At 39.4% G+C, this 25,511-nt stretch carries 20 protein-coding genes; 8 read left to right on the top strand and 12 right to left on the bottom strand.

All coding sequences use genetic code 11. The features are described from left to right. Positions 1–120 precede the first annotated feature (120 nt). The gene (locus QPX86_RS16350; RefSeq protein WP_285163226.1) at positions 121–1,077 is read left to right on the top strand and encodes a LysR family transcriptional regulator; all 957 of its coding nucleotides are present in this window, start codon (positions 121–123) and stop codon (positions 1,075–1,077) included. Positions 1,078–1,208: 131 nt separating this feature from the next. Here the strand turns inward: QPX86_RS16350 and QPX86_RS16345 are convergent, their stop codons facing one another. Continuing rightward, the gene (locus tag QPX86_RS16345) at positions 1,209–6,230 is read right to left on the bottom strand and encodes a S8 family serine peptidase (protein ID WP_285163225.1); all 5,022 of its coding nucleotides are present in this window, start codon (positions 6,228–6,230) and stop codon (positions 1,209–1,211) included. A 447-nt stretch (positions 6,231–6,677) separates the two neighbouring features. Here QPX86_RS16345 and QPX86_RS16340 point away from each other — a divergent pair, with 447 nt between their 5' ends. Next, entirely contained in the window at positions 6,678–7,580 is a 903-nt protein-coding gene (locus tag QPX86_RS16340; RefSeq protein ID WP_285163224.1) for a LysR family transcriptional regulator, read from the top strand. A 112-nt stretch (positions 7,581–7,692) separates the two neighbouring features. Here the strand turns inward: QPX86_RS16340 and QPX86_RS16335 are convergent, their stop codons facing one another. From QPX86_RS16335 to QPX86_RS16320, 4 genes are all read right to left on the bottom strand, one after another. Next, positions 7,693–8,640: a LysR family transcriptional regulator gene (locus tag QPX86_RS16335; RefSeq protein ID WP_055026425.1), complete on the bottom strand. Its 948-nt coding sequence runs from the start codon at positions 8,638–8,640 to the stop codon at positions 7,693–7,695. Positions 8,641–8,847: 207 nt separating this feature from the next. After that, entirely contained in the window at positions 8,848–9,807 is a 960-nt protein-coding gene (locus QPX86_RS16330; protein WP_285163223.1) for a DUF4097 family beta strand repeat-containing protein, read from the bottom strand. Continuing rightward, complete coding sequence (locus QPX86_RS16325) at positions 9,804–10,424, bottom strand: hypothetical protein (protein WP_285163222.1); 621 nt, start codon at positions 10,422–10,424, stop codon at positions 9,804–9,806. Before QPX86_RS16325 ends, QPX86_RS16330 begins: the two co-directional genes overlap by 4 nt. Next, complete coding sequence (locus QPX86_RS16320) at positions 10,421–10,936, bottom strand: RNA polymerase sigma factor (RefSeq protein ID WP_285165184.1); 516 nt, start codon at positions 10,934–10,936, stop codon at positions 10,421–10,423. Before QPX86_RS16320 ends, QPX86_RS16325 begins: the two co-directional genes overlap by 4 nt. Positions 10,937–11,273: 337 nt before the next feature. Between QPX86_RS16320 and QPX86_RS16315 the strand changes: the two genes are divergently transcribed. Beyond that, positions 11,274–13,139 carry a methyl-accepting chemotaxis protein gene (locus tag QPX86_RS16315; RefSeq protein ID WP_220751899.1) on the top strand — a complete coding sequence of 622 codons (1,866 nt, stop codon included), beginning with the start codon at positions 11,274–11,276 and terminating at the stop codon, positions 13,137–13,139. A gap of 109 nt (positions 13,140–13,248) precedes the next feature. Here the strand turns inward: QPX86_RS16315 and rpiA are convergent, their stop codons facing one another. The 3 genes from rpiA to QPX86_RS16300 all read right to left on the bottom strand — a co-directional run bounded on the left by rpiA (position 13,249) and on the right by QPX86_RS16300 (position 16,220). Then, positions 13,249–13,911: a ribose-5-phosphate isomerase RpiA gene (rpiA, locus tag QPX86_RS16310; protein WP_220751898.1), complete on the bottom strand. Its 663-nt coding sequence runs from the start codon at positions 13,909–13,911 to the stop codon at positions 13,249–13,251. Positions 13,912–14,003: 92 nt separating this feature from the next. Further along, entirely contained in the window at positions 14,004–14,828 is an 825-nt protein-coding gene (locus QPX86_RS16305) for a mechanosensitive ion channel family protein (RefSeq protein WP_285163221.1), read from the bottom strand. Positions 14,829–14,837: 9 nt separating this feature from the next. Next, complete coding sequence (locus QPX86_RS16300) at positions 14,838–16,220, bottom strand: hypothetical protein (protein ID WP_285163220.1); 1,383 nt, start codon at positions 16,218–16,220, stop codon at positions 14,838–14,840. A 455-nt stretch (positions 16,221–16,675) separates the two neighbouring features. On the opposite strand from QPX86_RS16300, the gene QPX86_RS16295 reads away from it, so the two are divergent. The 3 genes from QPX86_RS16295 (at position 16,676) to QPX86_RS16285 (ending at position 19,003) form a co-directional block, all read left to right on the top strand. Continuing rightward, positions 16,676–17,674: a cytochrome-c peroxidase gene (locus tag QPX86_RS16295; protein ID WP_285163219.1), complete on the top strand. Its 999-nt coding sequence runs from the start codon at positions 16,676–16,678 to the stop codon at positions 17,672–17,674. A gap of 217 nt (positions 17,675–17,891) precedes the next feature. Next, positions 17,892–18,554 (top strand): cupin domain-containing protein, encoded by a 663-nt coding sequence (locus QPX86_RS16290; RefSeq protein WP_285163218.1) that lies wholly within the window; start codon positions 17,892–17,894, stop codon positions 18,552–18,554. Positions 18,555–18,652: 98 nt separating this feature from the next. After that, complete coding sequence (locus tag QPX86_RS16285; RefSeq protein ID WP_065108718.1) at positions 18,653–19,003, top strand: HopJ type III effector protein; 351 nt, start codon at positions 18,653–18,655, stop codon at positions 19,001–19,003. A gap of 176 nt (positions 19,004–19,179) precedes the next feature. On the opposite strand, the gene QPX86_RS16280 is transcribed toward QPX86_RS16285, so the two are convergent. Both QPX86_RS16280 and QPX86_RS16275 read right to left on the bottom strand, forming a co-directional pair. Then, complete coding sequence (locus QPX86_RS16280) at positions 19,180–19,767, bottom strand: NapC/NirT family cytochrome c (protein ID WP_220751888.1); 588 nt, start codon at positions 19,765–19,767, stop codon at positions 19,180–19,182. A 352-nt stretch (positions 19,768–20,119) separates the two neighbouring features. Continuing rightward, positions 20,120–21,010 carry a TolB family protein gene (locus QPX86_RS16275; protein WP_285163217.1) on the bottom strand — a complete coding sequence of 297 codons (891 nt, stop codon included), beginning with the start codon at positions 21,008–21,010 and terminating at the stop codon, positions 20,120–20,122. A 362-nt stretch (positions 21,011–21,372) separates the two neighbouring features. On the opposite strand from QPX86_RS16275, the gene QPX86_RS16270 reads away from it, so the two are divergent. Then, positions 21,373–22,143, top strand: coding sequence for an outer membrane protein OmpK (locus QPX86_RS16270; RefSeq protein ID WP_285163216.1), 771 nt, complete (start codon positions 21,373–21,375; stop codon positions 22,141–22,143). 113 nt (positions 22,144–22,256) lie between these two features. Here the strand turns inward: QPX86_RS16270 and QPX86_RS16265 are convergent, their stop codons facing one another. Together QPX86_RS16265 and QPX86_RS16260 are read right to left on the bottom strand one after the other, a co-directional pair. After that, positions 22,257–22,655: a hypothetical protein gene (locus QPX86_RS16265; protein ID WP_285163215.1), complete on the bottom strand. Its 399-nt coding sequence runs from the start codon at positions 22,653–22,655 to the stop codon at positions 22,257–22,259. A gap of 710 nt (positions 22,656–23,365) precedes the next feature. After that, positions 23,366–23,695: a hypothetical protein gene (locus QPX86_RS16260; protein WP_285163214.1), complete on the bottom strand. Its 330-nt coding sequence runs from the start codon at positions 23,693–23,695 to the stop codon at positions 23,366–23,368. 703 nt (positions 23,696–24,398) lie between these two features. On the opposite strand from QPX86_RS16260, the gene QPX86_RS16255 reads away from it, so the two are divergent. Then, positions 24,399–25,274 (top strand): DUF2971 domain-containing protein, encoded by an 876-nt coding sequence (locus QPX86_RS16255; RefSeq protein ID WP_285163213.1) that lies wholly within the window; start codon positions 24,399–24,401, stop codon positions 25,272–25,274. The last annotated feature ends 237 nt before the right edge of the window (positions 25,275–25,511 follow it).

Below are 25,511 nucleotides of genomic sequence, written 5' to 3'. Positions count from 1 at the left end.
TATTTGCTTTTGCTAAGGTCGTGTTACCCAAATAACAAGAGAATTAATGTGTTTTGCATTTTGAAAATTAGAGCCGAATTTAATAATTTTTAAATGTTCAACATCGGGGAGGATAAGCATATGGAGCTGAGGCATATTAAGCATTTTGTGTTGCTTGCAGAGGTGAAACATTTCAATAAAGCGGCTGAAGTACTCAATATTACCCAACCTTCATTATCTAAGAGTATTCAGCGACTCGAAATGCTGATTGGTGGGCAATTATTAAATCGAGACTCAAAATCGGTTTCGGTCACGGCACTAGGGCAAGTTTTACTTAAGCATGGTCAAAAAATTCTTAAAGAGTTTGAAGAAATGGAGCAAGAGGTAACTTTGTTCCAAGGTTTTGATAACAAAGAACTGCGTGTGGGAGCGAGTCCAATACCGTCAAATAGTCTTGTTGGTCCAATTGTCGGTCAGTTTTTACGCCATTATGCTGATATGAGTGTTGAGTTAAAAGTCGCCCCTTGGGAGGACTTATATCAACAGTTGATATACGGCGATATTGATTTTTTTGTTGCTGAAACAAAAATCACTGAACTTGAGAAAAGTGAATTATTAAAGGTGACCGAATTACCGCCATTTAAAGTGATATTTTGCTGTCGCCCCGATCATCCGTTAACGCAACTACAACGGTTATTTTTGCCTTCATTTAGAGATTACCCATTAGCTATTCCGCGTCATATGCCGAAATCCATTGCCGATGCGTTTGAGGATTTGTTTAAGCAACAACGGGAAGACTTTTCTGGTATGGTGCGTTTTGATCAATTTCATCCTATTAAAGAGTCCATAATTAATGGTGATTTAGTTGCTTTAACTCCTGAGATTTCGGTGAGAAACCAGCTTGAAAAAGGAGTTCTGGTTGAATTGTCACCCTATATCATGCCACTGATTTATGCACGATTTAGCGTGGTGTCGTTAAAAGAAAAATCTCACTCTAATGCCGCTGAGGGTTTTATTAATTTTCTGGTTAAGCGTGCAGAGGATGTTAAATTGGAGTCACCAATGCAAAATGAAAAGCAAGAAACTGTGCTGGCTTGATTTCATGCATTGTGTGACTGAGTTGCTTACAACAGGTTATATAATGTGTTTGCATAACGAAAAAGGCCTTCATATGAAGGCCTTTTGATTTTATCGATATCGCATTGACATATTATGTGAAGGTATTGAGCTTAATGACGTTTTTGACGACGGATGGTCGTTAATCTCAACATCAATAACAAACTCCACAAACCTAAGCTACCGCCAGAATCAGATTTGGGTGCTTCTGGCTCAATTGGGTTTTCTGCTGCTGGTGGCGTTGGCTCAATACCATCTGAGTTTACCGTCAGCATGAAGCTTGTGGAGCTCATGTCATTAGGGAAAATATTGTCAGATACTGTAACTGTGACCATTGTTTCACCCCAAAAGTCAGCTGCAGGCGTAATGTCAAAGCTTGAGCCCGAAGTATGACCGTTCACGACAGCGGTAATATTGTCACCTGTGACTGTAATGGTATTGGCTGAAACACCTCCATCATTGTCAGCATAGGTAACCGTAATACCTTCGAGTGTGGTGTTTTCATCAGTCATTTTATCGCTAATATCAGACATAATGATATTTGAGGCGACATTAATCATTTGCTCTGCATTGGCATTAGCAATACCTTCGATATCACCAGTAACGGTGACGCTTTGATTAACGCCAAGGGCGTCTGTTGTGACTTCAGCTTGCATATTCACAACCACAATACTGTCACTTGGGCCGGTAATGTCATAACACACCACTAGGTTGTTAGACACTTTGTCTTCAAGATCATTGAAGGCATAGCTCACACCAGTGTGGCCTTTTAATGGGCCATACGTGCCACGAGGGCCGTTATATCCACGAACACCAATTGAACCTTCACTCGATTCACCTGCAAAATCAATGTTGTCATAAGCCATGACAATTTCATATTCACCTGGCGCATGACCAGTATTGTTTTTCAAAAATACTTGGTAATCATAGCTATCACTTCTTGGGGTTATCACTGTATTCCAGTTTTCATCCCAGCTCTTGTCATGAGTTGCTGCTTTATTCCATTCAATGATGGTGAAATCATCCGCAAAGGCTAGTGTCACGCCTTTTTCTTGGCTGATATCCCAGCTTTGCTCATACATCGACAATGTCCACTTTTGTGGACCAAACATGGCCATAGGATCTGTAGCATCTAAGCCGCCCCATAAAGGCGCAATGATAAAATCTGGTGGAGTTGAATAATCATTAGTTGGAAGCTCTAAGTACATATTCATAGGGACAAAATCCCAAGGGTTATAGTTGCCCGTATCTAATTGCAACCAACCTTTAGAACTTAGAATCATAGAGTCAGTACTAAAGTAATCCTGATTATCAAATGGAGTCAATGTACCTGCGTTTAATGGCATTTCAACATCATGAACCCAGTTTCCGCCCCACTCAGTGGTTTCAAAGAAGCTACCCCACGACACGTTAATGCCAAATTTTGCCAAGTCTAGGTATCCACCATCTACTGGTGTTCCGTCAGGATAGTCAATATCCAATGGCGTACGACACATTGCATCTTCAAGGTTAGTCGTAATGGTGTAATTGGTTTCACGTGCTGAGGTATCAAGCTGACTACGGAGTAAGCTAAATCCGTTTTCAGTTTCAGTCAGCCCTTCAATTGCTGCGATGCTTCCTGGTACTAACTTAAGACCTGCAGACAATGTTGCATCGAGCTCTAAAGAACGGTCATTACCAGATAAGTTAGGCTGAACCACAACACTCACATCAATAATGTCACCTACTCTAGCAGCATCTTGAGAGCTATTAATTGAAACACTATTCACATCGCGCTTAATGTTTAACGGAACGATTGCTAAAGAACCTGGTGCATTATCACCTGCTGAAATAGCAGCTGCTGAGTAGTAATGCTTTCCTTGTTCCATCTCCATATTCCAGTCGATAGTTAATGAAGAATTTAGCTCGCTAGTATCTTCAAAATTAAGGTTAATAGCTGATGAAGCTTCTTTAGGAATGACCACATGAGCCATTTCAATCGTATCGACATTATCGTATGGGAATAATGGGTAGGCACTCATTACTAAGATAGTGTATTCACCCGCTTCAGGCTCTTCTAAAGCACAGAATTGACCTTTGGTTGTTTGCCCAAGCATTGAACCACAAATGGCTTCAGATTGGTGTAAACGCCCATCATTGTTGAAATCTCTAAAGATATAAACATCTGATTGAAGGTACTGGTTAAATGGATGGTCAGTCTCAGAGGCGACGCGACCTAGTAATTCAGCACGTAATACTGCGCTGTTTTCAGGTACGTCGACAGTGAAGGTTTTGATGTTAGGTAATGTGGTATCCCAATAAAATTCTTCATCAATGGTTATCGCACTAAACTGACGGCGAGGTAGATCAAAGGTTTCGGTTGTCGCTTCAACGGGAGTATAAGCAACACCAGTTAAACTCGAACCAGGTGCGCCAAACGGGACATCAGCTATCACGTGCTGAGATTGGTCATCGTTTGCGGTAATATTGATGGTATTTGGCAGTGTTTTTCCGTTGTACGTTGCCAAAAATGGCCAATGTGCAGCAGGAATGGTTTGATCTTGAGGTGTGAATTGAATTTCACCCGCAGCCGTTTGCACTGTGCCATCGTACCAAGCCATGTCTGACTCTTTAAATAGGCTAGTGACGGTTAAGTCTATCGTTTCGCCAGCTTTAAGGGTAAAGGTTGATGGAGTCACGTTAACTTTTACGGTTGGATCTAAGGTGAAATCCCAAAACAGAGGCGAGCGATCAGAATATTGTGCTTCAGCACTCCAAGTTCCATCGCGGGTGGCTTTGACTGTGCGGATCCAGCTACAGCTTAAACCACAATCTTTATTAATAAGTTGCGGTAAATTAAGCTCACGCACCTGACCACCATTTTGTGGATTAGCTCTGCGGAAGTTATCTGCAGTCTCATCCATGACTAGACCACTGTTAATCGCGTGTTCAACATTGACTAGGCCATGTCCTGCTCTATATGGGCCAGCGACTTCAACTTTTCTATCTAAAGGATGAACGGTTTTAATTGCTTGGCTATTGGCGGTCATTTGTAATGCCGATTGCACTTCTGATGCTGTCCAGCTTGGATTTGCTTGACGCACTAAAGCCATAACACCTGCAACATGTGGACTTGCCATTGAAGTGCCGCTAATGGCGTTATAGTTACGGGTATCTGCTTGCGGGTTTAATGGGTTTTCATCATTCCATGGAGCAAATATATCGACCCCTGGCGCCGCAATTCCAGGTGAGAATAGCTCTTCAATAGTGCTTGATGGGCCACGAGATGAGAAGCTCGCAAGTTGATCGGCATTTTCTGGAGTGATAACGCGCGTAGCTGTCGATGCGGTAATGGTGCCTTGTAATTCACTGCCTGATTGAAGCCAAGGTTGAAGGCCTTTCGTTTGCCAATTGCCATACCACTGATTTGCCGTGATATGTACACCTGGTATTGCATAAGTGTCATTAGCGACGTCATCGGCTTCGTTCCAAGTGTTATAAAGTACAAATCCGCCAGCGCCACCTGCTGCAGCATTTAAAGCTTTTTCAACGCGTGCAATATCACCACGTTCACAAATAACAATGTCTGACGCTTGGAAAGTATCGGCAGGGAAAGGTGAATTACAACGTGCATCACCAAAATCAGCGGCGATAACAAAGTTACCGGTAAACGACTCTGAAATTCCTGCGGCATCCAGCCTATCTGGAACTAGCGTTTCGTCGCCACCGACAAAATTATCTAGTGCTTTATCTTCAATCGCAATTGAGCGTGCATGAGTCGTTGCTGCTACGTTCAACACCCAAGGTGATGTGTGGTCGACGGTATAAAGTGAGTCTTCACCATTTGCCGCGCCAGAATTACCTGCAGATAGTGCAACAGCGACACCCGCTTCTCGGGCCGAAAGAAACGCCATTTCAAACGCATCATCCCACGGGAAACTTTCACTGCCACCAATTGACATGTTGATGACATCAACACCGTCTTTAATCGCTTGCTCGATAGCAAATAACATGGCATCGCCAGAACAGCCGCCACTTACCATACACACTTGGTATGAGATGATATTTGCATGTGGTGCAACGCCTGAAATTGATGGCATTTGCACGCCAATGGGATTACCAGGACCACCGCCAAGTTGTGAACCTACGACATCTACATCATATAAAACATTACCCGCAACTGTGCCTGCTACATGGCTACCATGGCCTTGAAAATCTTCACCAAAATCTGGTGCTAATGGGTTTCCCCATTCATCTTTAAATTCAGCTGTAATGTCTTTGTGAGTATATACACCAATTAATTTATCATTACAGCGGACTGCAAACTCCTCAAGACTACAATCCCCGAGATAATTTCCTTGCCCTAATGGATTGGTGTGTTCAAAACCATCACCGCCAACGGCAGCAAAAGAAGGGTGATCAGTATTGATGCCAGTGTCAATAATACCGACTATCATGCCTTCACCTTGGTAGGCTGTACCATCTGCAGTGGAGGTACCATCCCAAACTCCAGTTGCGCCTATATGCTCAGGACCAACATCGGTATGTAATTGATAGATTTTTGAACGTTGAATGTAAGCAATTTCTGACATGGTAGACAGTTGCATTGCTTCTTCTTGGGTCATTTCAACTGTAAAAGCGTTCGCAGCTAAGGTAAATTGTTGCTTTACCTCTAAGCCTGCTTTTTGAATAAGACTTTGCTGTTTCGATAGTAAATGATTGGTATAAGCATCAATAGCATTAACGCTTGCACCAGTGGCGACGCCAGCAGTGAATAGTTTAGTCTTTTTATTATTAAGTGTTGCTTGAGTTGCTTGTAAACCTGGAATATCACCTTTGTAAGTTGCTACAGAATTGCCATGCATTCTTACTATGTAGGTCTGTTTGCCAACAATGCCTTGTTCAATTTGAAACTTGTCTTTTGCTTGTTTAGCTTGGAAATGAATATTGCGCATGTCACCACGTCGAAGCGGCGCAGTTGTATCGGTACCCATTCTTGCCTGAGTTTCCTTCTTGGCGAGGTACATTTCCATTAAGTTAACGCCTTGCAATTGCACGTTATCATTTGCAGATGGAGGGCTACTTGCAGCAACACTTCCAACACCGCCTGCATATATTGCAGCTAATGTCATGAGTGATATTTTTTTTAATTTCATGATGCTTCCCTATTAATTATTATTTTAATAACTGCAAATGAATATTTGGCAGTTAAATAGAGTTTGCAAAAATGTTAACCGATAATCCAATGCGAAATTAAGCATTTAATGATGCACAAAAACTATTAATTAATATTCTGTCTATGATTTTATTAATACATTTTTTGAATCGGTTTGATGTTTATAAGTAATCGATTAACTGTAGATTAATTGATACATATTGATACGTGTTGCGATTTGTTTATGTCCATTAAAAACAGTGGGTTATGATGGTTTTTCTTTTGGGGGTATTTATATTGATTTGTTATTGTGTTTATAGTTAATATTAAATTAATAAATTACTTTCTAATATTTTTAATTTGTTTTTATAAATTGTTTTTTAATAGTAGGTTGACGTGAATGCTATTGATTAATTGTTTTTGTATTCTTATTTAAATTGGGTTTGTTATGGAATTGCGTCATTTAAAACATTTTCTTGTTGTTGCTGATTTAAAACATTTTCATCGAGCTGCACTGGAATTAAACTTAGCCCAACCATCGTTATCTCGAAGTATCCAAAAAATGGAAGACTTACTCGGGGCTAAATTATTGGAGCGAACTTCTCGCTCTGTGACATTGACGCCATTTGGTGAGATTGTTGTGGAACATGGCAGCCGAATAATACGCGATGTCGATTTTTTAAAGCGTGAGATACAAGCGATTCAAGGGCTTGAAACCGGTGAGCTAATTATTGGCGCTAGTGCTATTCCATTAAACAGTATCGTCGGGCCAAGTATAGGTCAGTTCATTCATACTTTTCCCAATGTGAATGTAGAACTAAAAGTGGGTAATTGGTTATCGCTTTATCAGCAGCTATGTAACGCTGAAGTCTCGCTATTTATTGCCGAAACTAAAGCGACAGAGTTAGAACAAAGAGATGATATTGAAGTGGTGCCACTGCCGAGTTTTCAAGCTATTTTTTGCTGCCGTGAAGCACACCCATTAACACAAATAATTCCACTGACTTTAGAAGAAATTAAGCAGTACCCCATCGCGATTCCTTCAGCCTTGCCTAAGGCTCTATATGAGCAATTTGGCGACTTATTTAATAAGTATCGTGAAGGGTTTTCTGGTTTGGTTAAATTTGAGCAGTTTCAAGCAATTAAAGAGTCATTGAGCGAATGTGACTTAGTTTCTTTAGCACCAGATGTTTCGGTCAAAAAAGAGCTCGTTAATGGCTCGTTAGTCGCATTGCCGATAACCGATATGCCAGATATCAGAGCATCGTTCAGCATAGTGTATTTAAAAAGCCGCAAACTGACACCGGCAGCTAAAGCTTTTATCGATTTTATTCATCCAGCAGAGTGCTAATTTTACAGGTTTCTCTCAGATAAATGTTGTTTCACTATTGTCTCAATCATGTCGAATAGCCACTGAAATATCGGTTTGTTTCTAAGGATATATTGGTGACAAAAATCGCTATTCAGCTCGACAGGTTTCTCTCTGATAAATGTTGTTGCTTAACTATTGCCTCAATCGTGTCGAATAGCCACTGAAATAACGGTTTGTTTCTATGGCGATAATGGTGACAAAAATAGCTATTCAGCTCGACAGGTTTGTTATTGATATGAATAATTTTACTACACACTTTATCAGTATTAATGCCGTGGTATTGCGCACCTGCTGCATGAATTAAATGAGTTTGCGAAACCACACTTAATACTGAATCAGGATGCGGACTTCGATAAGCTATCTTCGGTGTTAATCCAGCATTTCTAAGATACTTTTCAACATAGGTTGTATTTTCGTTCCACCCTGTCACATGTAAAACAGCTAGTGGATAATCGGCAAATGATTGTTCATTAATGACATGCCTCGCTAAAGGATGTTGCTTGTTTAAATAAGCTTTGGCAAATAACTTTGGTAATGTCCTAACTGTCATTTCTTTGGAAAAATCAGGTTCAACCATTGTGACGGCGATATCTTGCTTACCTGATAGTAACTCTTGCTCTGTGTTACTACTCCACACCGAAACCACTAATTCAATTTTTGGTGCTAATTGATGCAAGGCTAAAAATAATTGGTCACTAATTAATCCTATGAGAGCAGGGTGCAGAGTGACATTAATTTTACCCGTGAGCGCCTTAAGCTCAAACTCTTCCATGTGGTTAATAATATCGGTCAGCTCTTGCCAAGTATTAGGCAACTTTTGCGCTAAATAATGGGCTTTATCGGTTGCAGTTAAGCCGTGTCTGGTTTTAACAAATATGGGGTCGTTAAAAGCATCACGTAACTTCTGTAATGCTCTACTCACAGCAGGTTGGCTGATGTGGAGCCTTTCGGCTGCTTTATGGGTGTTTAGCTCTTCATATAAAATGAAAAAAACATTGATCAAATTAAGATCGAGAGCTTCAAATGGCGTTTTATTCATTAAATTTAATAGCAATGCCGAAACAAGGTGTATTCAGTGTATTGCCATTGAGCTTAAATGTCGAAAGTGAGTAATTGATACATTGAATTGATACATTGAATCGATACATTGAATTGATAGTAAAAAAGGGCGCAAATATTGTTTGGAGCTAAATGCCCTTAATCAAATAGAGTTTAATTAAGGGCTAAGTTAGCTAAGTATTTATGACTACTTCTCTAGTTTTACTTTGCCACTAATTGTGCTGGCATTAAAGCTACCGTCACCTTGTTGAGTTTTAAACTGAATAGACTGTCTTGAAGAATATTTAGTTTTCATTGGTTTATCGCTGGTTAAGCGGTTTTCAATTTTGCCACCTGGGCCACCATCAATTTCAAATGTTAAATTAGGCATATTGGTAAACTTGACTTCAATGTCGCCACTAACGGTATCCAATAACACTTTAGATACCGCGTTACTAAGCTTAACTTCGATATCACCGCTTACTGTGACGACTTTGACTTTTTCTGCCGCAATAAAACTGCCTTCGACATCACCAGAAACTTGATCAATGCTTAAATCAGTGACTAAATTATTTTCAGACTCAAGTTCACCACTAACTAAGCGATATTTTGCTTTACCTTGAATATCCTTATCTTTGATGTCACCAGAAACTGTTTCTAGCTCAATTTTACCATTTAGTCCTTCTGCTTTGATGTTACCTGATACGCTAGCAAGGCTGATTTTTCCTTCAATATCTTCGACTTTCATATTGCCGCTGACTAAAGATAGCTCGACTTTACCGGTGAGTTTCTCCATCGCATAATCAGCAGAGACCCCTTCAGCATTGATCTTTAGCTCTGATGGCACGTAAATCACCAAATTAGAACCTTGTTTATTATTACCTCGGTAGCTACTTGGTAGTTTATCTTCGATAATGACCTCATCGCCTTTCTGTTCAAAAACAAACCCTTCAGATAACTCATCTAAATGACCTTTTACACTTATGAGACCTTTATCCCAGCCAATAATTTCTACTTTCCCACGCTGAACTTTTAATTCAATCTGCGGGTTAGCTGAAACCGAAATTTCACGGTCAACTTGCTCTACCGCTTGGGCCATGAGTGAGGTGAATAACACACTAGAGCCGATAATAATGCGGCCTAGCAGTTGGCTAAATTTTGCGTTCATATTAGATTTCCTTGAGTCGGTGGAGTCGTATTAATTGGCGTACGTTGCTGCTGTTGTAACAATTCGATTTCTCGCTTCATGATCCAAAGCCATAAATCCCATACCTGCTTGTTATTTGGATCATTTTTTAAGGCTTGTTGGATCTGTTTTGATGCAAGCTCTAGTTCTGAAAACCCTTTATTGAAAGGATTCGCTTGATTATCAAGCTGCATACCTACGGTATATTTGTTGTCATCAAAGGCGGCTATTTGTTGCTGGTGGGTCTGAGCAATTTGATCCACCAATGCGATTAAATCTTCAGTTGACTGATTCGATAAGGCATTGTTAACCGTCAAAGGCTCTTGAATGGGTGTTACGGCTGAAGTTGATAGTTTCCAACCTAAGACCATCACAAAAGCGAGACTTGCAGCCATAGCGAGCATTTTCCAATGCTGTTGATGACTGGCGCTATTTGAATGGCTGATATCATGAGTCGTTTTAGCACTGATTCCTTCGTCAATGTTTTGCCATAAATCAACAGGGGGCGTTATCTCTTTTGGCAAGCTTGCAATGAGCTCATCAAGTTGATTCTGGTTATTATCTTGCTGCTCTAGAAGCTTAGACTGTGTTCTTTTCATGACAGCATCTCCTGTAACATCTGTTTTGCTCTGTGGTACTGGGCTTTGCTGGTACCCACTGCAATATTTAATATTTGTGCAATTTCCTGATGCTGATAGCCTTCAATGGCGCTTAATACAAAAACCACTCTGGTTCTTTCTGGTAACTTCATAATCAATTTATCTAAACGGTGGTACTCGTATTGTTGACTTGAGTCTTGCTCATTTTCTTCAGCAATATTGCTGTCAGGTAAAAAACGATGCCAAAAACGTTGTTTGGCTTTCATGCTGTTGATGGCTTGATGAACCGACAATTTATGCAGCCAAGTCGTAAACTGACTTTCACCGTTAAATTGATCCAACTTTTGCCATAATCTGACGAAGCAGTCTTGGCAAATTTCGTCAGCATGGTCATGACTGCCACTTAAGCGAAAACTAATCGCATATACCCGACCTTGGTGACGCTGATAGAGGGCTTTAAATGCGGCCTTATTCCCCGATTTTACTTGGTTCACTAATGCCTCGTCAGACATAGGTCCGTCGATGTGATCATGGCTAGTTTCAGCTGTAAGCGTTTGCTGCTGAAGTGGCTGATCATGTTCAGTGATGTTGCTGGAATTCAGGTTCACCGTTTTATCCGTTTGAGTGCGAGTTACTAGATTAGACATTAGCAAGTACTTAAAAGGTTTACTCGTATTTAAAAAATATATGAAGATAATTGTTACTTGGTCGATAAATATACAGTGTTAAGGTTGTACTAATAAAGTAATAGCTTGTATTTCCAGCACAAATTTAGTTTGCTTAAAAATTGTCTAATACTGAGTTAAGCATCTATATTTTTAATGTACCTGAAGGATATTAGGGATTTATATGTTAATTCGTACCAAATTAATACTTAGTGTAGCCGTGTCTCTGGTGGCTTTTACTGCCATGTTTGGTTTGCAGTTATATACCAGTGACGTGAAGTCAAAATTAGCCAGCGCGGCTAATCATGTAACTGAAATTGAGCGTGAAGTATTACAACTTAGAGTGATTGAAAAAGATTTTTTTGCGCGCTTAGATACAAAATACACGCAGCAGCATGACAGTACTTTTGCTGAAATAAATACGATTATTCAGGTGCTCGATGAAGTGCTTATTGAACGTGGATTGCCTAATCAAAGTTTGACCAGTTTTAGTCAAAGTTTACGGATCTATAAAGGGCTGTTTAGTGAATTAGTTACGCTGCAAACAGAAATAGGCTTAACACCCAAAACAGGTTTGTATGGTGATTTACGTCAATCGGTACATAACGTTGAATCTATCCTTAAGCAGCAAAATCAAAACTTACTATCGGTAACTATGCTACAACTGCGCCGAAACGAGAAAGACTTTATGTTGCGCCGCACCCAAAGTTATTTAGATAGATTTGATAAAAATATCGACTTATTTAAATCTCAATTGAGTGCCTCAACGCTCGATTATCAAATTAAAAAACAATTAAATTCTTTAGTGGATTCTTATCAAAAAAGCTTTGATTTACTGACAAACAAAGAAAAAGAATTCGGTTTAACTGCTTACGATGGTGATATGCTCAAATTAAGAGAAGCCATTAAAAAAACTGATATAGATTTAACCACCTTACAGCAACAAACCCATCAAGAAATCAGTGCCGCTGAGAATAACGCCCTCATCTTAGGTGCCAGTATATTTATTTTAATCACCTTCATTTTATGTGTTTTCGCTTACATGATATTACGCAGTATTGTGGTGCCAATTAATGATATTAATAAAGTGATTTCTGAAGTCGAAAAAAACAAAGATCTGACCCTTAGATGTGACGAAACTAGAAATGATGAACTCGCTAGAATAGCTAAACATTTTAATGCCATGGTGGTTAGCTTTCAGACCTTGATTGAGCAAGTTAATGAATCTGTCGATGCGATGAATATCTCTTGCGAAGAGTTAACCCAAAATGCAGTTGTGGCCTCAGAAGGGGTGTCAAGACAGCTGAGTGAAACCGACATGGTCGCAACTGCCATTACTGAGATGGGCGCGACAATTGAAGAGATTGCCAGTAATACTGAGCAAGCCGCGCTGAAAGCTAACGAAACCAACGATCATGCTCAGCAAGGCTTAGTCAGCGTTGAGCAAACCATTGAGAAAATTCAAACCTTAGCTAGCCAATTAAGTGATTCATCTGAAGTGGTTGGAGATTTAGAACGTGATAGTGAAACCATAGGTAGTGTGTTAGATGTTATTAGAGGCATTGCCGAGCAAACTAATCTACTGGCATTAAATGCCGCCATTGAAGCTGCCAGAGCAGGCGAACAAGGGCGTGGTTTTGCGGTTGTGGCCGATGAAGTGAGAAGCCTTGCTATGCGCACTCAAGAGTCAACTGAGGAAATATCCAAAATTATTACTACATTGCAATCTAGAACCCACTCAATAGTGCAATTAATGGAAGCGAGTCAGCAACAAGGTAGTGACAGTGTCGATCAGGCTGCAGGGGCAGGGAATTTATTGCAATCTATTACTCAAGATGTGCAAACTATTTCTGATATGAGCACTCAAATCGCAACAGCCATTGAAGAGCAAAGTATGGTCGCGGCTGAAGTGAATAAGAATGTCGTGATTATTCGAGATATTGCTGATGAGACAGCCAATGCCACCGAAGAGAACTCAGCAGCTACCCAAGATGTAAGACAGAGAGCTGAGACATTACACGAAGCTGTGAGCTTATTTAAAGTGGGTTAATTCCGCTTATTAAAGCCAATAAAAAAGCCCAATCAATGATTGGGCTTTTTGTTTAATAAACGTATTTGTTTAATAAACGTATTTGTTTAAACTGTTGCTTTCAGACGACTTATTCTGGCAAAACGGTTTTAACACCATCTGGTGAACCAACAAGCAATACGTCAGCGCCACGGTTTGCGAACAAGCCGTTAGTCACCACACCTACAATAGCGTTTAGCTGAGTTTCAAGTGCTTTAGGGTCAAGAATTTTGTAGTTGTACATATCTAGAATAACGTTGCCGTTATCTGTTACTACACCTTCACGGTAAACAGGATCACCGCCAAGTTTAACCAGTTCTCGGGCAACATAAGAACGTGCCATAGGGATCACTTCAATTGGAAGTGGGAACTCGCCTAATACGTCAACTTGCTTGGTATTATCAACGATACAAACAAATTTCTTTGCTACTGCAGCAACAATTTTTTCGCGAGTTAATGCCGCGCCGCCACCTTTAATCATATCCATGTGAGCGTTGATTTCGTCAGCGCCATCAACATACACAGATAAATCTGCAACACTGTTCATGTCGAACACTTCAATACCTAATTGCTTCAGTTTTTCTGTTGACGCTTCAGAGCTTGAAACTGCCCCTTGAATGTCATGCTTCATCGTTGCTAATGCATCAATAAAGTGATTTACCGTTGAACCCGTGCCAACACCAACAATACTGTTTTCTTCAACGTATTTAAGCGCAGCCCAGCCGGCAGCTTTTTTCATTTCATCTTGGGTCATATCAACATCCTAAGGTGGTAAATTTGCAATGGTAAGTATTAAATTTGGCAAGAGTATAGCAAATGCCGTGCTGTTCAAGATATGGCAGTATTTTAATTAATTGCCTCAGCGGTCTCAGAAGTTGACTTAGAATAAAGTTCTGCCTGTTTAAAGGCATTTAAAACTCGAAAATTAATATCGCTGGCAAACTTTCGTTCTAGCCTGATATCCATCACATAGGCCTTAATCGTTAACTGAATAAGATGTTCGCCATACTGGTAATCGGTAGCAATATTGACAGTAATGGGTTTATCTAAAAAAGTATAAGGTGAGCATTGAGTTGCCTCTTTTGCGAGCTGTATTGCTTTTAAGTGATCTGCTTTAATGGGGAGATTGAATGTCACCACCACCATTTCATCTAATGCACCACTGTTAGCATTCGACACCGCAGTTTTAAGCGCCTCAGCGTTAGGTATCATTACAGTATTATCATCAAAAGTCCGCAGCCAAGTGACACTCCAGTCAAGTTGAATTACTTCACCGTAGTGACCAGACAGCGTCACCATGTCGCCCACTCGATAAGGCGGGGTAATCATAATGATTAGGCCAGCAATCATATTTTTGGCGGGCTCTTGGGTAGCTAAACCCAATACAATACCGATTGAACCAATAACGGCTAAAACCAGATTTTCGTGGGGGTTTATGATCTCAGTGATGGTGTAAATTATCACTGTCGCCCATACAAACAGGCGTACAAAAGGGTATAGCCGGCTCCAGAGTAATCGGTACTTAGGCAGCTTTATGGTTAACTGCTTCAGAGCAAATTGAACAATAACCATGATTATCCAAGCGAAAAAACACACCAAGGCAAAGGCAAATAGTTTATCAAATGAGATGATATCTAATATGGCTTGTAAGGCTTTACGAGAGTCTTCCATGTTGCGCTCCTACAAATAAAGCTTGTTGTGGTTGACTAAATGGGTCGCAATAAGTCGAGTTAACGTGGGGGTGATAACATAATTATGCTGGGCAAAATCTTGTTTTGAGTAATGCGCTTTTAATAATCCTTGCCGTGATAGGTACTCAAGTTTTAAAGAGCTTTGTTCAACACTGGTGGCAAATATCTCGGCGTGCTGGAATATACGCAGGCCGCCATGGACGTATAGCTCCGCTAAACTAAATAAGTCTTCATCTGAACATTGTTTAAGTGTGGTGGTATCGGGCGTGCAAATAGGTTCAATGCTTAACGGGTGGTTTGGGTCTTCAGTTAACGCATTAAACAGTAACACACAGGCCAATTTACTATGACCGCCACTGACTTGATGTAGCTGCTTAGTGAGTTGTTCAAATGCTGTTTTTTCAGCATCTTCATTGCCATCGTGGGTTAATATCAGGCCAATATTAGTGGTTTTACATTGAATTACATCCCTAAGCTCTAGCAAAGAAAAATAGTCTAATCTGATGATCGTTTTGACAAAGTTAGTGATGGAGTATTGCGACGATAAACGATGCCATACGTAAGTTTCGCAACCTAATATCCAGCAATGCTGTTGCCTCGTTTCCATAATCACAGTGGCGAACGTCACTAAGGCTTGGTAATTTCCCATCATTCTCAACATCAGTTTGTGAAGATCATCAATAATAATGATATGTGAGTCTTGCTGGTTAATCAGTGAAATAGCCGCAGTGATCGATTTAGGTTCATCGGTTATGTTGAAGCAATAGCACAGGTTTGCGATGGCCTCTTTAGTGGATAGTGCTGCATGATAGAAGCTTAAATAAGTGACAGGCTCTGTTAAATGGTACTGGTAATGAAATTGATTCAGAAATGAGCTCACACCAGATCCAAATGGGCCTATGACTGCGGTTAACTCACCTTTGTTGTTTTGCCAGCGCGTTATCGCATCAATGACTTTTTGTCGTTGAATATCTCGGCCAATAAAAAGACTGTCATATGCCAATGATGTTGTAACCAAATTCTGGTTCGTTTGCTCTGATAATTTTTGAAGGTGTTGATCTGAGCCTATGTCTGCGCTTAATTCTGAGCTTAATTCTGAGCTTAGTTCTGAGCTTAGTTCTGCAGTTGGCTCAGTACTGGATATGAAAGTCGAGTCTGTTCGAAACTGGCGATCGGGTCTTATTGGATTATAAAGCAGACTTTTTTCTACTTCTGATGCGATTGGTTTATTACGAGGATAAAGTTGAGTGATTTCTTTGAGTGATAGTTTTCCTTCAATACTATCGCTATCTGAGCTTATAGGAGCTTGCCCTGATAGTAAGCTTTTGATCGTTTGCCATGCTTTAGAAACGAGAGGGAATTGAACATCCATTTAGTGGCAGCCTTCATTTCGGCCTCCTGACGACTAATGTCTTCAAAAAGCTCATTATTCCATTGGTATCACTTAACTCTAGCATAGTTATTCACATAGTTAATTGTGGTTAAATTAATCGCTTTTTTCAATTCGAGTGTACACAACACAAATAACTTCTGCTTGTATAGATAGGAACTGGACATTTACAGGGAAGAGTGTAACTGGAAAAGACGATTTTTTGATACAAAATAGTGTGATCTATTCTGGTTGTAATCGGTATTTTTGATGTGGAGCTGATGGCTAATCTGTTATGTGGTTAACCTATCTTATTTGCTAAAAATAACAGTGATTTAAGTCTCGTTTTTATCATCCAAATCTGCGATGGAGTCAATCGGATTTTGTCATTTTATCTCTTAAAAAAGCGAGGATAAGATAGCTGCAATTAAACCACAAACTTTAAAAGGTTATTCGTTATGTTCAAGCTAACCTCTGTTGCTTTTATTATTGCTTCAATTTGTTCAATTTGTTCAATTTCTACAGCTCAAGCAAGTGAGCCAATTGAGGTGATTAAACCTGCTGTTATCACCGAACCTGAAAAAGTAGAATTGGGTAAAATGTTGTTCTTTGAACCACGTTTATCTATGTCTGGTTTTATTTCTTGTAACTCTTGCCATAACTTATCGTTAGGTGGTGTGGATGCATTGCCAACGTCTATCGGTCATGAGTGGCAAGAAGGCCCAATTAACTCGCCTACAGTATTAAATGCTGATTACATGTTGGCGCAGTTTTGGGATGGTCGAGCGGCAACTTTAAAAGAGCAAGCTGCGGGTCCTATCGATAACCCTAAAGAAATGGGTTATACCCATGAACTCGCTGTTGGTACTATTGCTTCAATGCCAGCTTATGTTGCACGCTTTAAAGCAATTTATGGTTCTGAAGAAGTTAACATCGACAGAATTACAGACGCCATTGCGGTATTTGAAAAAACGTTAGTAACACCAAACAGCCCATTTGATAAGTATTTAGAAGGCGATAAGAAAGCCATTACAGCCGACGCTCAAGCGGGTTATCAATTATTTAAAGATAAAGGCTGTGTAGCTTGTCATAACGGTCCTGCTGTTGGTGGTACTATGTACATGAAAATGGGCTTAGTTAAACCATTCCATACCGATAACCCAGCCGTTGGCCGTAAAGGCGTAACAGGTAAAGAAGCGGATAAGTTCGTCTTTAAAGTACCAACACTACGTAATATTGAGCTGACCTATCCATACTTCCACGATGGTAGTGTTTGGACACTTGAAGAAGCGGTTAACACCATGGCTGATATCCAATTAGGTCAGGAAATGAGCGAAAAAGAAACCAAGCAAATGGTTGATTTCTTAAAGAGCTTAACCGGTGACCAGCCGCAAATCATGTTACCGATTTTACCGCCTTCAAATGAAAATACGCCACGCCCAGTGCCGTTCAAGTAAGGTATTTTCAATTAGTTTCATCGCTTAATTGATGATTGTTGTACTTCCCCTAGCAAAGCCTGTTCAACTTATTGAACAGGCTTTTTATTTTTTATCTTATTAATCAATAAATAGTACCAAAAAGTACCTAGTGTACGGTTTTGTGCCCACTAGGTTTTATTGGCTAATCCCCCTATGATAACCCTAGAGATACAGTACAAGATTTAATAGGTCATATATGAACACTATCAATATGGATTTTAGCCAACGCGTCGTGGTAAATACTCATGAGCTGAATTGGGATAAAAGCCCTGCCAAAGGCGTATGGCGTAAACGTTTGGCACGCGAGGAAGCCGAACGAGGTCATGCTACCAGTGTGGTTAAGTATGATGCTGGCGCAAGTTTTAAATCTCACCCACACCCATTAGGTGAAGAAATCTTTGTATTGTCAGGGATATTTTCAGATGAAACAGGTGACTATCCTGCTGGCACGTATATTCGTAATCCTGAAGGTTTTAGTCATGCCCCTTTTAGCGAGCAAGGCTGTGAGTTATTAGTAAAGTTACATCAATTTTTACCAAGTGATAAAGAGCAAGTCAGAGTTGATACCCGTAATACAGATTGGTTACCTGGCCAAGGCGAATTACAGGTCATGCCGTTGCATCAACATTTAACTGAATCTACCGCTTTAGTCTTTTGGCCTGCGGGGTGTCAATTTCAGCCCCACCGTCATTTTGGCGGAGAAGAAATATACGTGATTAGCGGTGAATTTATCGATGAGCATGGACGGTATCCAGCTGGAAGTTGGATTAGAAGCCCGCATTTAAGCCAGCATAATCCGTATGTTGAGCAAGACACCGTTATCCTAGTTAAAGTTGGTCATTTAAACACTGATGAATAAGAAAATGTTTCAATTGACCTTGTTATTGCCTCCTTTTAAGCTGCAGTTAATTCAATGACGAATACAATGAAGTTAACCAACTTTATAAGGAAGCGTTAATGCATCAAGCAGAGTTAGTCCGTTTTATTAGCGGTATTGATCGCCAAGAAGAGCGCCGTTTTGAAGATACAATGGCGATCATCGACATGTATTATGAGTTTACTCCGACTGCATTTAGTAATGGCCAGCAGCAAAACAGTGCAGAACAAAACTTAGGATCTTGCAAAGTGTTTTCATTTGCAATGCGACATCAATTGTCGGAATCGCAAACGCTTAAGCTTTTCGGCCAATACTACCAAGATGTGTTAGCCACGCCTCAAGGTGCGGACCATCAGAATATTCGCCAGTTTATGCAACATGGATGGGCTGGTATTCGTTTTACTGGAACGCCGCTGCTTTTGAAAAGCTAATCATAGAAAAGCTTGTTAGTTGAAAAACTAATTTTGTTGACTCAATTAGGCTTTGACTATTTAAGGCTTTAATTATTTAAGGCTTTGAAAGTTAAAGCCTTAATAGATTAACGTTAAAGTAACGCAAGATAATGCCAGTTATTTTATATAAGTCATTTTATGACTGCTCAACCTATTTAAAAGCCTTCTACTCCAGCCATGTCAGGCAGATGATGCGCAATCCCTTTATGACAATCAATGCAGGTCTGCTCACCACTTTCTAAGTAGGTTGAATGCATTTTTGCTGCCCGCTCAGATTGTCGGGTGAAATCCATATAATCAAATTCATGACAATTTCTGCATTCTAATGAATTATTTGCTTTTAAACGGCGCCACTCATGTTCGGCAAGCTCACGTCGTTTAGCTTCAAACTTCTCTGGCGTATTAATCGAGCCGACAAGGTGTGCCCAAATCTCTTTAGACGCTTGCATTTTACGGGCAATTTTATCGGTCCATTTATGGGGAACATGGCAGTCATGACAAGTGGCTCGCACGCCGCTACGATTGGTGTAATGAATCGTGGGCTTCATTTCTTCATAAACATTTTGATGACAACTACTGCAAAACTCTTCGGTACTCGACATTTCAAGAGCGGTATTAAATGCCCCCCAAAATACGATCCCCGCAATAAAACCACCAATGACCAAAAAACCTAAGCTGTAATGCACACTGGGCTTTTTGATTACTTGCCAAACTGTATTTAATAATGCTTTTAATTTTTCCATTGTTTGTCCGTAATCTAGGTTAATGGAGTGGCTTTTTAAATCTTTCTGTTAGGTTGATGAGTTAAATAGTTAGCCTGTTGTTGCGCTGAAAAAACGTATTAATGTAATGAGTATAAGAGGTATTTAAATCATTGCTTAAATAATGATAAGTGTAAGCATGAGCTTTTAGCATTATTTAACTTCAGTAGATGCTTGAGTCGGCTTGAGCACTCTTTTAATAAACCGCTTAATTACAATAGTGTTATTCAGGCCAAATAGATCACTTTGAGGTGGAAGTGAAGGCAAAGGGAAAAATGAAAGGGAACAGCTATTTGAATACAGCAAGGGCAGCGCCCTTGCTGATTATTATTGCTTAAATGTCTAATGCAGATAAATGAATTTGATATAAATTGCCTTTACCGTTCTCAATACGAGTAAAAAATAAGTAGTTACCATCGGGAGAAATAATCGGCGTAAACTCATGATCTGCTGTATTTACTTTATCGCCTAAACTATTCGCTATAGTCCATTTACCGTTAACACGATTTGAGATGTATAAATCGCCTTTACCTCGGCTGTCCTCGCGATCTTTGATACTAAAAACAATGGTGTTTCCGTCTCGAGATACTGCTGAGTCGCCAATATTACCGTTCACTCCATAAATATGACTTGATAAAGGTTCTGGTGTCGCAAATCCATTGCCTTTGGGTTGGGCAACAAACATATGTCTGCCATTGTCTCTAAATGAAGGGAAGTAGAGCTCGCCTTTGTCTGTCAGTGATGGATATAGATCGGCGGCATCTGAATTAATATCAAGATACTCAGGTTGCTGCCATTGATCATTTTTCCACGTTGAGCGCCATATATTGACTTCTTTTGCTTCCTCTTGCTCACCCTCTAATGGCCTTTTAGACACAAAGTATAGCTGTGAGTAATCAGCACTGTAATAAGGGTCTGCATCTAAGTATTCACCTGATATTGCAAGTGCAGTTGGTTGCTGCCATTCACCTGATACAAACGATGACTGCATCATAGTGCAGTGGCTAAAATCATCTTTACATCTTGCAAAAATGACATTATCACCGGCCTTGTTGAACACTGTATTAATTTCAAAATTGGCTTTAGTTGAAATAATGCCTGGCGCGAACTCTACCACTTTATCTTTTGCTAACGCAGAGTGATAAGGCGCTGCGTATAAATCCTGTTGCGGAAAAAAGCTTGAAGTAACTGCTATGCAAGTTATTAATATAACGATACTTTTCATCTTTTATTAAACTCCCTTTATAAGCTTAATCGTCACTGATTAACGTTAAGTAACTTATTTTTTGAGTAGAAATTTTGGCAATGGTATTATAAAAACAATTAAATGTGAATTTGGATTTACATTTAATTGTTTATAACTTATGCATTTGGCTTATTTGTTGAATTTAAAATCAGCAGAAAGGGGTTAAAACGGAAAATAACATTTCGCTTTACGCGGACATCTAACGCTTAATTAACTGTAAACAAACTGTCATAATAGTTAGCATTGTTTTGTTAAGAGAATAATGTCGGTTACGCGATGTTTTACCTTTGATAAACATAACTATTCGATATTGCAAAATATTATATTTACAAGGACTTAATATGAAACGCTTGCTCGCCCTGATACTGCTTTGTCAGGCTCCTTTTGTTGCAGCAAATGACACGACTTCTAATGAGATACTGCATTGGCAAGACAATAGCCTGTCTTATCTTTATGGCGATAACTTTAAAGTTAATCCTCAAACACAACAAACAATCACTTATGAACATGCCAGCGGCTGGAATATCGGTGACTTGTTCATGTTTGTGGACTTTACTAAATATAATGGTGAAGAAGACTTTTTAAATGGTGAAACAACCTATTACGGTGAGTTCGCCCCACGTTTTAGTTTTAGCAAAATGTTAGATAAACCTGTAGAAATGGGTTTTGTAAAAGACGTATTAATTGCGACTACCGTGGAGTTTGGCGAAGGTGATGTTGAATCATTCTTAATTGGCGCAGGCGTTGATTTAGCGATTCCAGGTTTCGATTTTTTCCAATTAAATATGTATAAGCGTTTTCCTGATGGCCGTGATGGCGATACATGGCAAATTACCCCAGTTTGGAAGATGAGTTGGCCAGTAGGTGAGTCGAAGATTGTGTTTGATGGATTTATTGATTGGGTAGTAGATTCAGACGGCAGTTACGAGAAAAACTTCCATTTTAACCCACAGCTTAAATATGATTTAGGTAAACAAGTCGGCATGCGAGAAAGTGCGTTATACGTGGGTATTGAGTATGACTACTGGAAGAATAAATACGGTATTAAAAGCAGTTCAGGCTTTAATACAGATCAAAGCGTGACGAATTTACTGGTGAAATATCACTTTTAATCAGGTCTGCTTTAATGACAAAAGTATGTTGAGTTGAAATACGGATATCGTTTATGCACAAATACGAGCCAAGTGCGGCATAAACGATATTCAGTCTAGCGCTTAGCGCTTATTTATTTTGGATCGCGTAAATAGGTTTTACGATGGGAAAATTGCTGATTAAGTTTACTCACATCAGCTCGAGTCGGATCCAATACCTCAGTAGTACCATCATCATTAATCATATACTTATCAATGGTTTTATTAACAAAATCCACCACAAAAACAGAGCCAGTCTCTAATTGAGCGATAGAAGCATCTCGCTGCTCAGCAGAGCAATCATTACATTCGATAACCGCAGCAGAAGCGCTTGATGCCAAGAAAAACGAAGCAACTAAAACACATGTAGCAAAAGATAAATTCATCAAGACTTTTTTATTAATAGAAAGGTTATTGATAGAAAGGTTATTTGTTGCAACCTGACTTTTCTCCCCATGACTAGTAGCACCCTGACTATTAGAGAAATGCTTCATAAAAACTCCTATCATCGATTTTCTTTGAACTGATTAATACGCAATAAATGTGATCTAGGTCACACTTAAATCCTATTGGATATTCTTCAAACTGTCTAGCATTAACAGAAAATTAACGAGTGATGGTTCAGCTGATGGTTCAGCTGATGGTTCAGCTGATGGGGCGCAGGAGAGGGGTAATGATTTGGCTTATCTGTCGGCTTGTTAGATGGTAGACACACCAGAGGCACCAAACCTGCTACAGGCTCAAAATCAGCCCTAAAATAAGTGCCCAAGAAAATTTATACCGCTTTTGACCTCATTGGATTCGACCTAATTTGAAATGATGAGTTTTAACTGAAGTTTGTTCTGACGCACCTATTTAAAAGTCATTACGTTACTTTTTACAATGGGTGGCATGTTAAATGTTTACGGGGGAGTAGTTAGCGTCAGACTTTATTGAATTTGAATAGCAAATTGTCATAAAGATGATCGCAATCCAGGTAAGAGTTGTTACTTTACTTTCTTACAATGAGTGGCATGTTAAGTTATGCTCTTTCTCTCGCCATCTCCAGTGAAACAAACTCTTTGGAAACAGCATTGATGCTTCTAAATTGGTACCACTGCAACCCGCATATCAACAACGAACACACAATAAAGCTGATAACGGGAAGCAGAAGCAATGAGATTAATGGGTCTGCTAAATTAAGTAACATCATTAAATCCATTTATTAGTCCTCATTACTTACTAATGCTGTATCTGACTCCGTTACTGATTCAGTCAACTGAAGAGAAGTACTTAGCTCAAATAGTTGCTCTGCGATGTGACTTTGCAAATTCAAAGTAATTTCTTGTGTCGCAGTTTGTAGCATTTCTGTGGTTGCTTCAGTAAAACGTGTTTCTAATGCACTTACGACATCAGCACTACTCAATTCGTTCGCTTGGGCGCCAACACTTGCTGTTGCAATAACTGTAATTAACGCTAACTTTTTAAATGTACGGTTAGTTTTTGTAGATACTGAGCGAGTGACTAAATTTGTATTTGAGCTTGAGTTAAACATGGTGTCTTCCTTTTCAATTATGGGGTACACCTAGGTTATTACAAGCTGCGTGCCAAGTTTTGAGCTGGTCAATTAAATGCTTGATTTAAATTATTTTTAAATAGTTTTAATCAAAAGCAAATCAAAAATAAATCAAATCATATTCAATTCGCTCTTGTGCAATAAATGAACAATTAGTCATTTTAACCACCTAAGTAGTGAGTTTAGCTAACTCTTAATTAGCAAACCAAAAATACAAAAAAACTTAATCAGTGGTGATATGCGAAGAAGTAGAAATAAGAAGGGGCATAATCTGATTCTATTTATTTTGGCCATCGCTTGTAAGCGGGTTTACTGATGTCACGATGGCTGGGATACCTAAGAGTGAACATGGCTCAATTTAAGGCTATGTTGGCATCGATAGGCAGGAAGCCTTAATGTCATGTAGTGCATGGATGCATATATGACCTGCCTCCATCACCTCAATTCACTTAACTCACTCGGACACTTCTAACGGGGGGGCATACAGCTTCTGACTTCATTTTAATTGAGTTAAGTTTACTCAAGTACACTTGTTCCTAATTTTTTATCAATGTATATTCAAGTTACTGATATTATGAGTAATAGCAATGAAATCTTTATATCGCTTTTTTAGTTGTACTGAATCAAAGAAAGACTCCCCTAACGTAAATCGCGATATTGATACTCTAGCCAAATCTTACCTATGGTTCAGCTAAAAGACCTCAATGACCCCTTTGAAGGTTTATATGTTGAACGTTTGAAGTTTCGGAAAGCAGAGGATATAACCTCTGAAGAAGTACAGCATGTTTTACGATTGGTTGCAGCGGAAAAAGACAAAACGATATTACGAACTTCAGATTTTAATGTATCTAGCTTAAGTTCTGAGGAGTTATTTTCTCAAAAGCAACATGTCGCCTTCGCAACAAATAGAATATTCAATGATCTTCTTGAAATGAAAGAACTTAATTATGTCTGCTGCTTTAACCAAGACAAGCTTCAGAAGCTGAGTGGTAAACATGGATGGGTTAAATCAAACGTATTAAAAGCTATAGAGTCTAAACTTATGTGGTCTCACTACGGTAATGGTTTACGGGGAATGGCGATTGAATTTACTCAAAAAGATTTACACGCGAGTATCTCCAATTTAAACCGAGAACTTTTAAACAGTGAAAATAATATAGTATTAGATGGCGACCCTATGGATTATGATGGTCAATATAAAATGGATACATTATCGCTAATGCTCGAATACGGTAAAAGTCGAAAAGGTAATGGTCCTGCTGCTGTATTGTTAATGAAGTGCAAAGAGTGGGAGTATGAGCAGGAATATCGAATTACCATTTGTCCGTCCAAAAAACTTTTAATAGACGAACACTCTCCCAGAGGGTTAGAAATAAACTATGCACCAGATAGCATAAAATCTATTACTATTGGACAAAAAATGAGTGAAGAAAATAGAGTTGAGTTATTGAAAGTAGCAACAAAACTTAATCTGCATAGCAAATTACAAGTTGCTGAAATCGATCTAGAAACATTCCGACTTAAAATAGTTCCTTATGATGATTCATTGTTTAGTTAAATCTACTTTGAACTTCTCAAGTGCAAACCCGATAATCACGAGCTCATATAGAGTGAGTGGGGGTTAAAGTGATAAATTTAGTAACTAATCCAAAGACCGCCGCAGTCTCCAATAATCCCCATTCCAAGTTGCTGAAATATGTAGATAAAAATGCCGTATAGCCATCATGGATGATGGCTAAGGCTCAGGGGGACATGGATGTCCCGTCTGAGGCGTAGGTATTTTTATTGAAGTATG

This window comes from Shewanella goraebulensis, from assembly GCF_030252245.1.
GTDB classification, from domain to species: domain Bacteria; phylum Pseudomonadota; class Gammaproteobacteria; order Enterobacterales; family Shewanellaceae; genus Shewanella; species Shewanella goraebulensis.
The sequence above is the reverse complement of the archived record's forward strand: the minus strand, read 5'-3'. Positions and strand labels throughout refer to the sequence as shown.

Excerpts from the sequence above, each read along its gene's own strand:
- QPX86_RS16350 (WP_285163226.1), top strand. The coding sequence starts at position 121 with ATGGAGCTGAGGCATATTAAGCATTTTGTGTTGCTTGCAGAGGTGAAA.
- QPX86_RS16345 (WP_285163225.1), bottom strand. The coding sequence starts at position 6,230 with ATGAAATTAAAAAAAATATCACTCATGACATTAGCTGCAATATATGCA.
- QPX86_RS16340 (WP_285163224.1), top strand. The coding sequence starts at position 6,678 with ATGGAATTGCGTCATTTAAAACATTTTCTTGTTGTTGCTGATTTAAAA.
- QPX86_RS16335 (WP_055026425.1), bottom strand. The coding sequence starts at position 8,640 with ATGAATAAAACGCCATTTGAAGCTCTCGATCTTAATTTGATCAATGTT.
- QPX86_RS16330 (WP_285163223.1), bottom strand. The coding sequence starts at position 9,807 with ATGAACGCAAAATTTAGCCAACTGCTAGGCCGCATTATTATCGGCTCT.
- QPX86_RS16325 (WP_285163222.1), bottom strand. The coding sequence starts at position 10,424 with ATGAAAAGAACACAGTCTAAGCTTCTAGAGCAGCAAGATAATAACCAG.
- QPX86_RS16320 (WP_285165184.1), bottom strand. The coding sequence starts at position 10,936 with ATGTCTGACGAGGCATTAGTGAACCAAGTAAAATCGGGGAATAAGGCC.
- QPX86_RS16315 (WP_220751899.1), top strand. The coding sequence starts at position 11,274 with ATGTTAATTCGTACCAAATTAATACTTAGTGTAGCCGTGTCTCTGGTG.
- rpiA (WP_220751898.1), bottom strand. The coding sequence starts at position 13,911 with ATGACCCAAGATGAAATGAAAAAAGCTGCCGGCTGGGCTGCGCTTAAA.
- QPX86_RS16305 (WP_285163221.1), bottom strand. The coding sequence starts at position 14,828 with ATGGAAGACTCTCGTAAAGCCTTACAAGCCATATTAGATATCATCTCA.
- QPX86_RS16300 (WP_285163220.1), bottom strand. The coding sequence starts at position 16,220 with ATGGATGTTCAATTCCCTCTCGTTTCTAAAGCATGGCAAACGATCAAA.
- QPX86_RS16295 (WP_285163219.1), top strand. The coding sequence starts at position 16,676 with ATGTTCAAGCTAACCTCTGTTGCTTTTATTATTGCTTCAATTTGTTCA.
- QPX86_RS16290 (WP_285163218.1), top strand. The coding sequence starts at position 17,892 with ATGAACACTATCAATATGGATTTTAGCCAACGCGTCGTGGTAAATACT.
- QPX86_RS16285 (WP_065108718.1), top strand. The coding sequence starts at position 18,653 with ATGCATCAAGCAGAGTTAGTCCGTTTTATTAGCGGTATTGATCGCCAA.
- QPX86_RS16280 (WP_220751888.1), bottom strand. The coding sequence starts at position 19,767 with ATGGAAAAATTAAAAGCATTATTAAATACAGTTTGGCAAGTAATCAAA.
- QPX86_RS16275 (WP_285163217.1), bottom strand. The coding sequence starts at position 21,010 with ATGAAAAGTATCGTTATATTAATAACTTGCATAGCAGTTACTTCAAGC.
- QPX86_RS16270 (WP_285163216.1), top strand. The coding sequence starts at position 21,373 with ATGAAACGCTTGCTCGCCCTGATACTGCTTTGTCAGGCTCCTTTTGTT.
- QPX86_RS16265 (WP_285163215.1), bottom strand. The coding sequence starts at position 22,655 with ATGAAGCATTTCTCTAATAGTCAGGGTGCTACTAGTCATGGGGAGAAA.
- QPX86_RS16260 (WP_285163214.1), bottom strand. The coding sequence starts at position 23,695 with ATGTTTAACTCAAGCTCAAATACAAATTTAGTCACTCGCTCAGTATCT.
- QPX86_RS16255 (WP_285163213.1), top strand. The coding sequence starts at position 24,399 with ATGGTTCAGCTAAAAGACCTCAATGACCCCTTTGAAGGTTTATATGTT.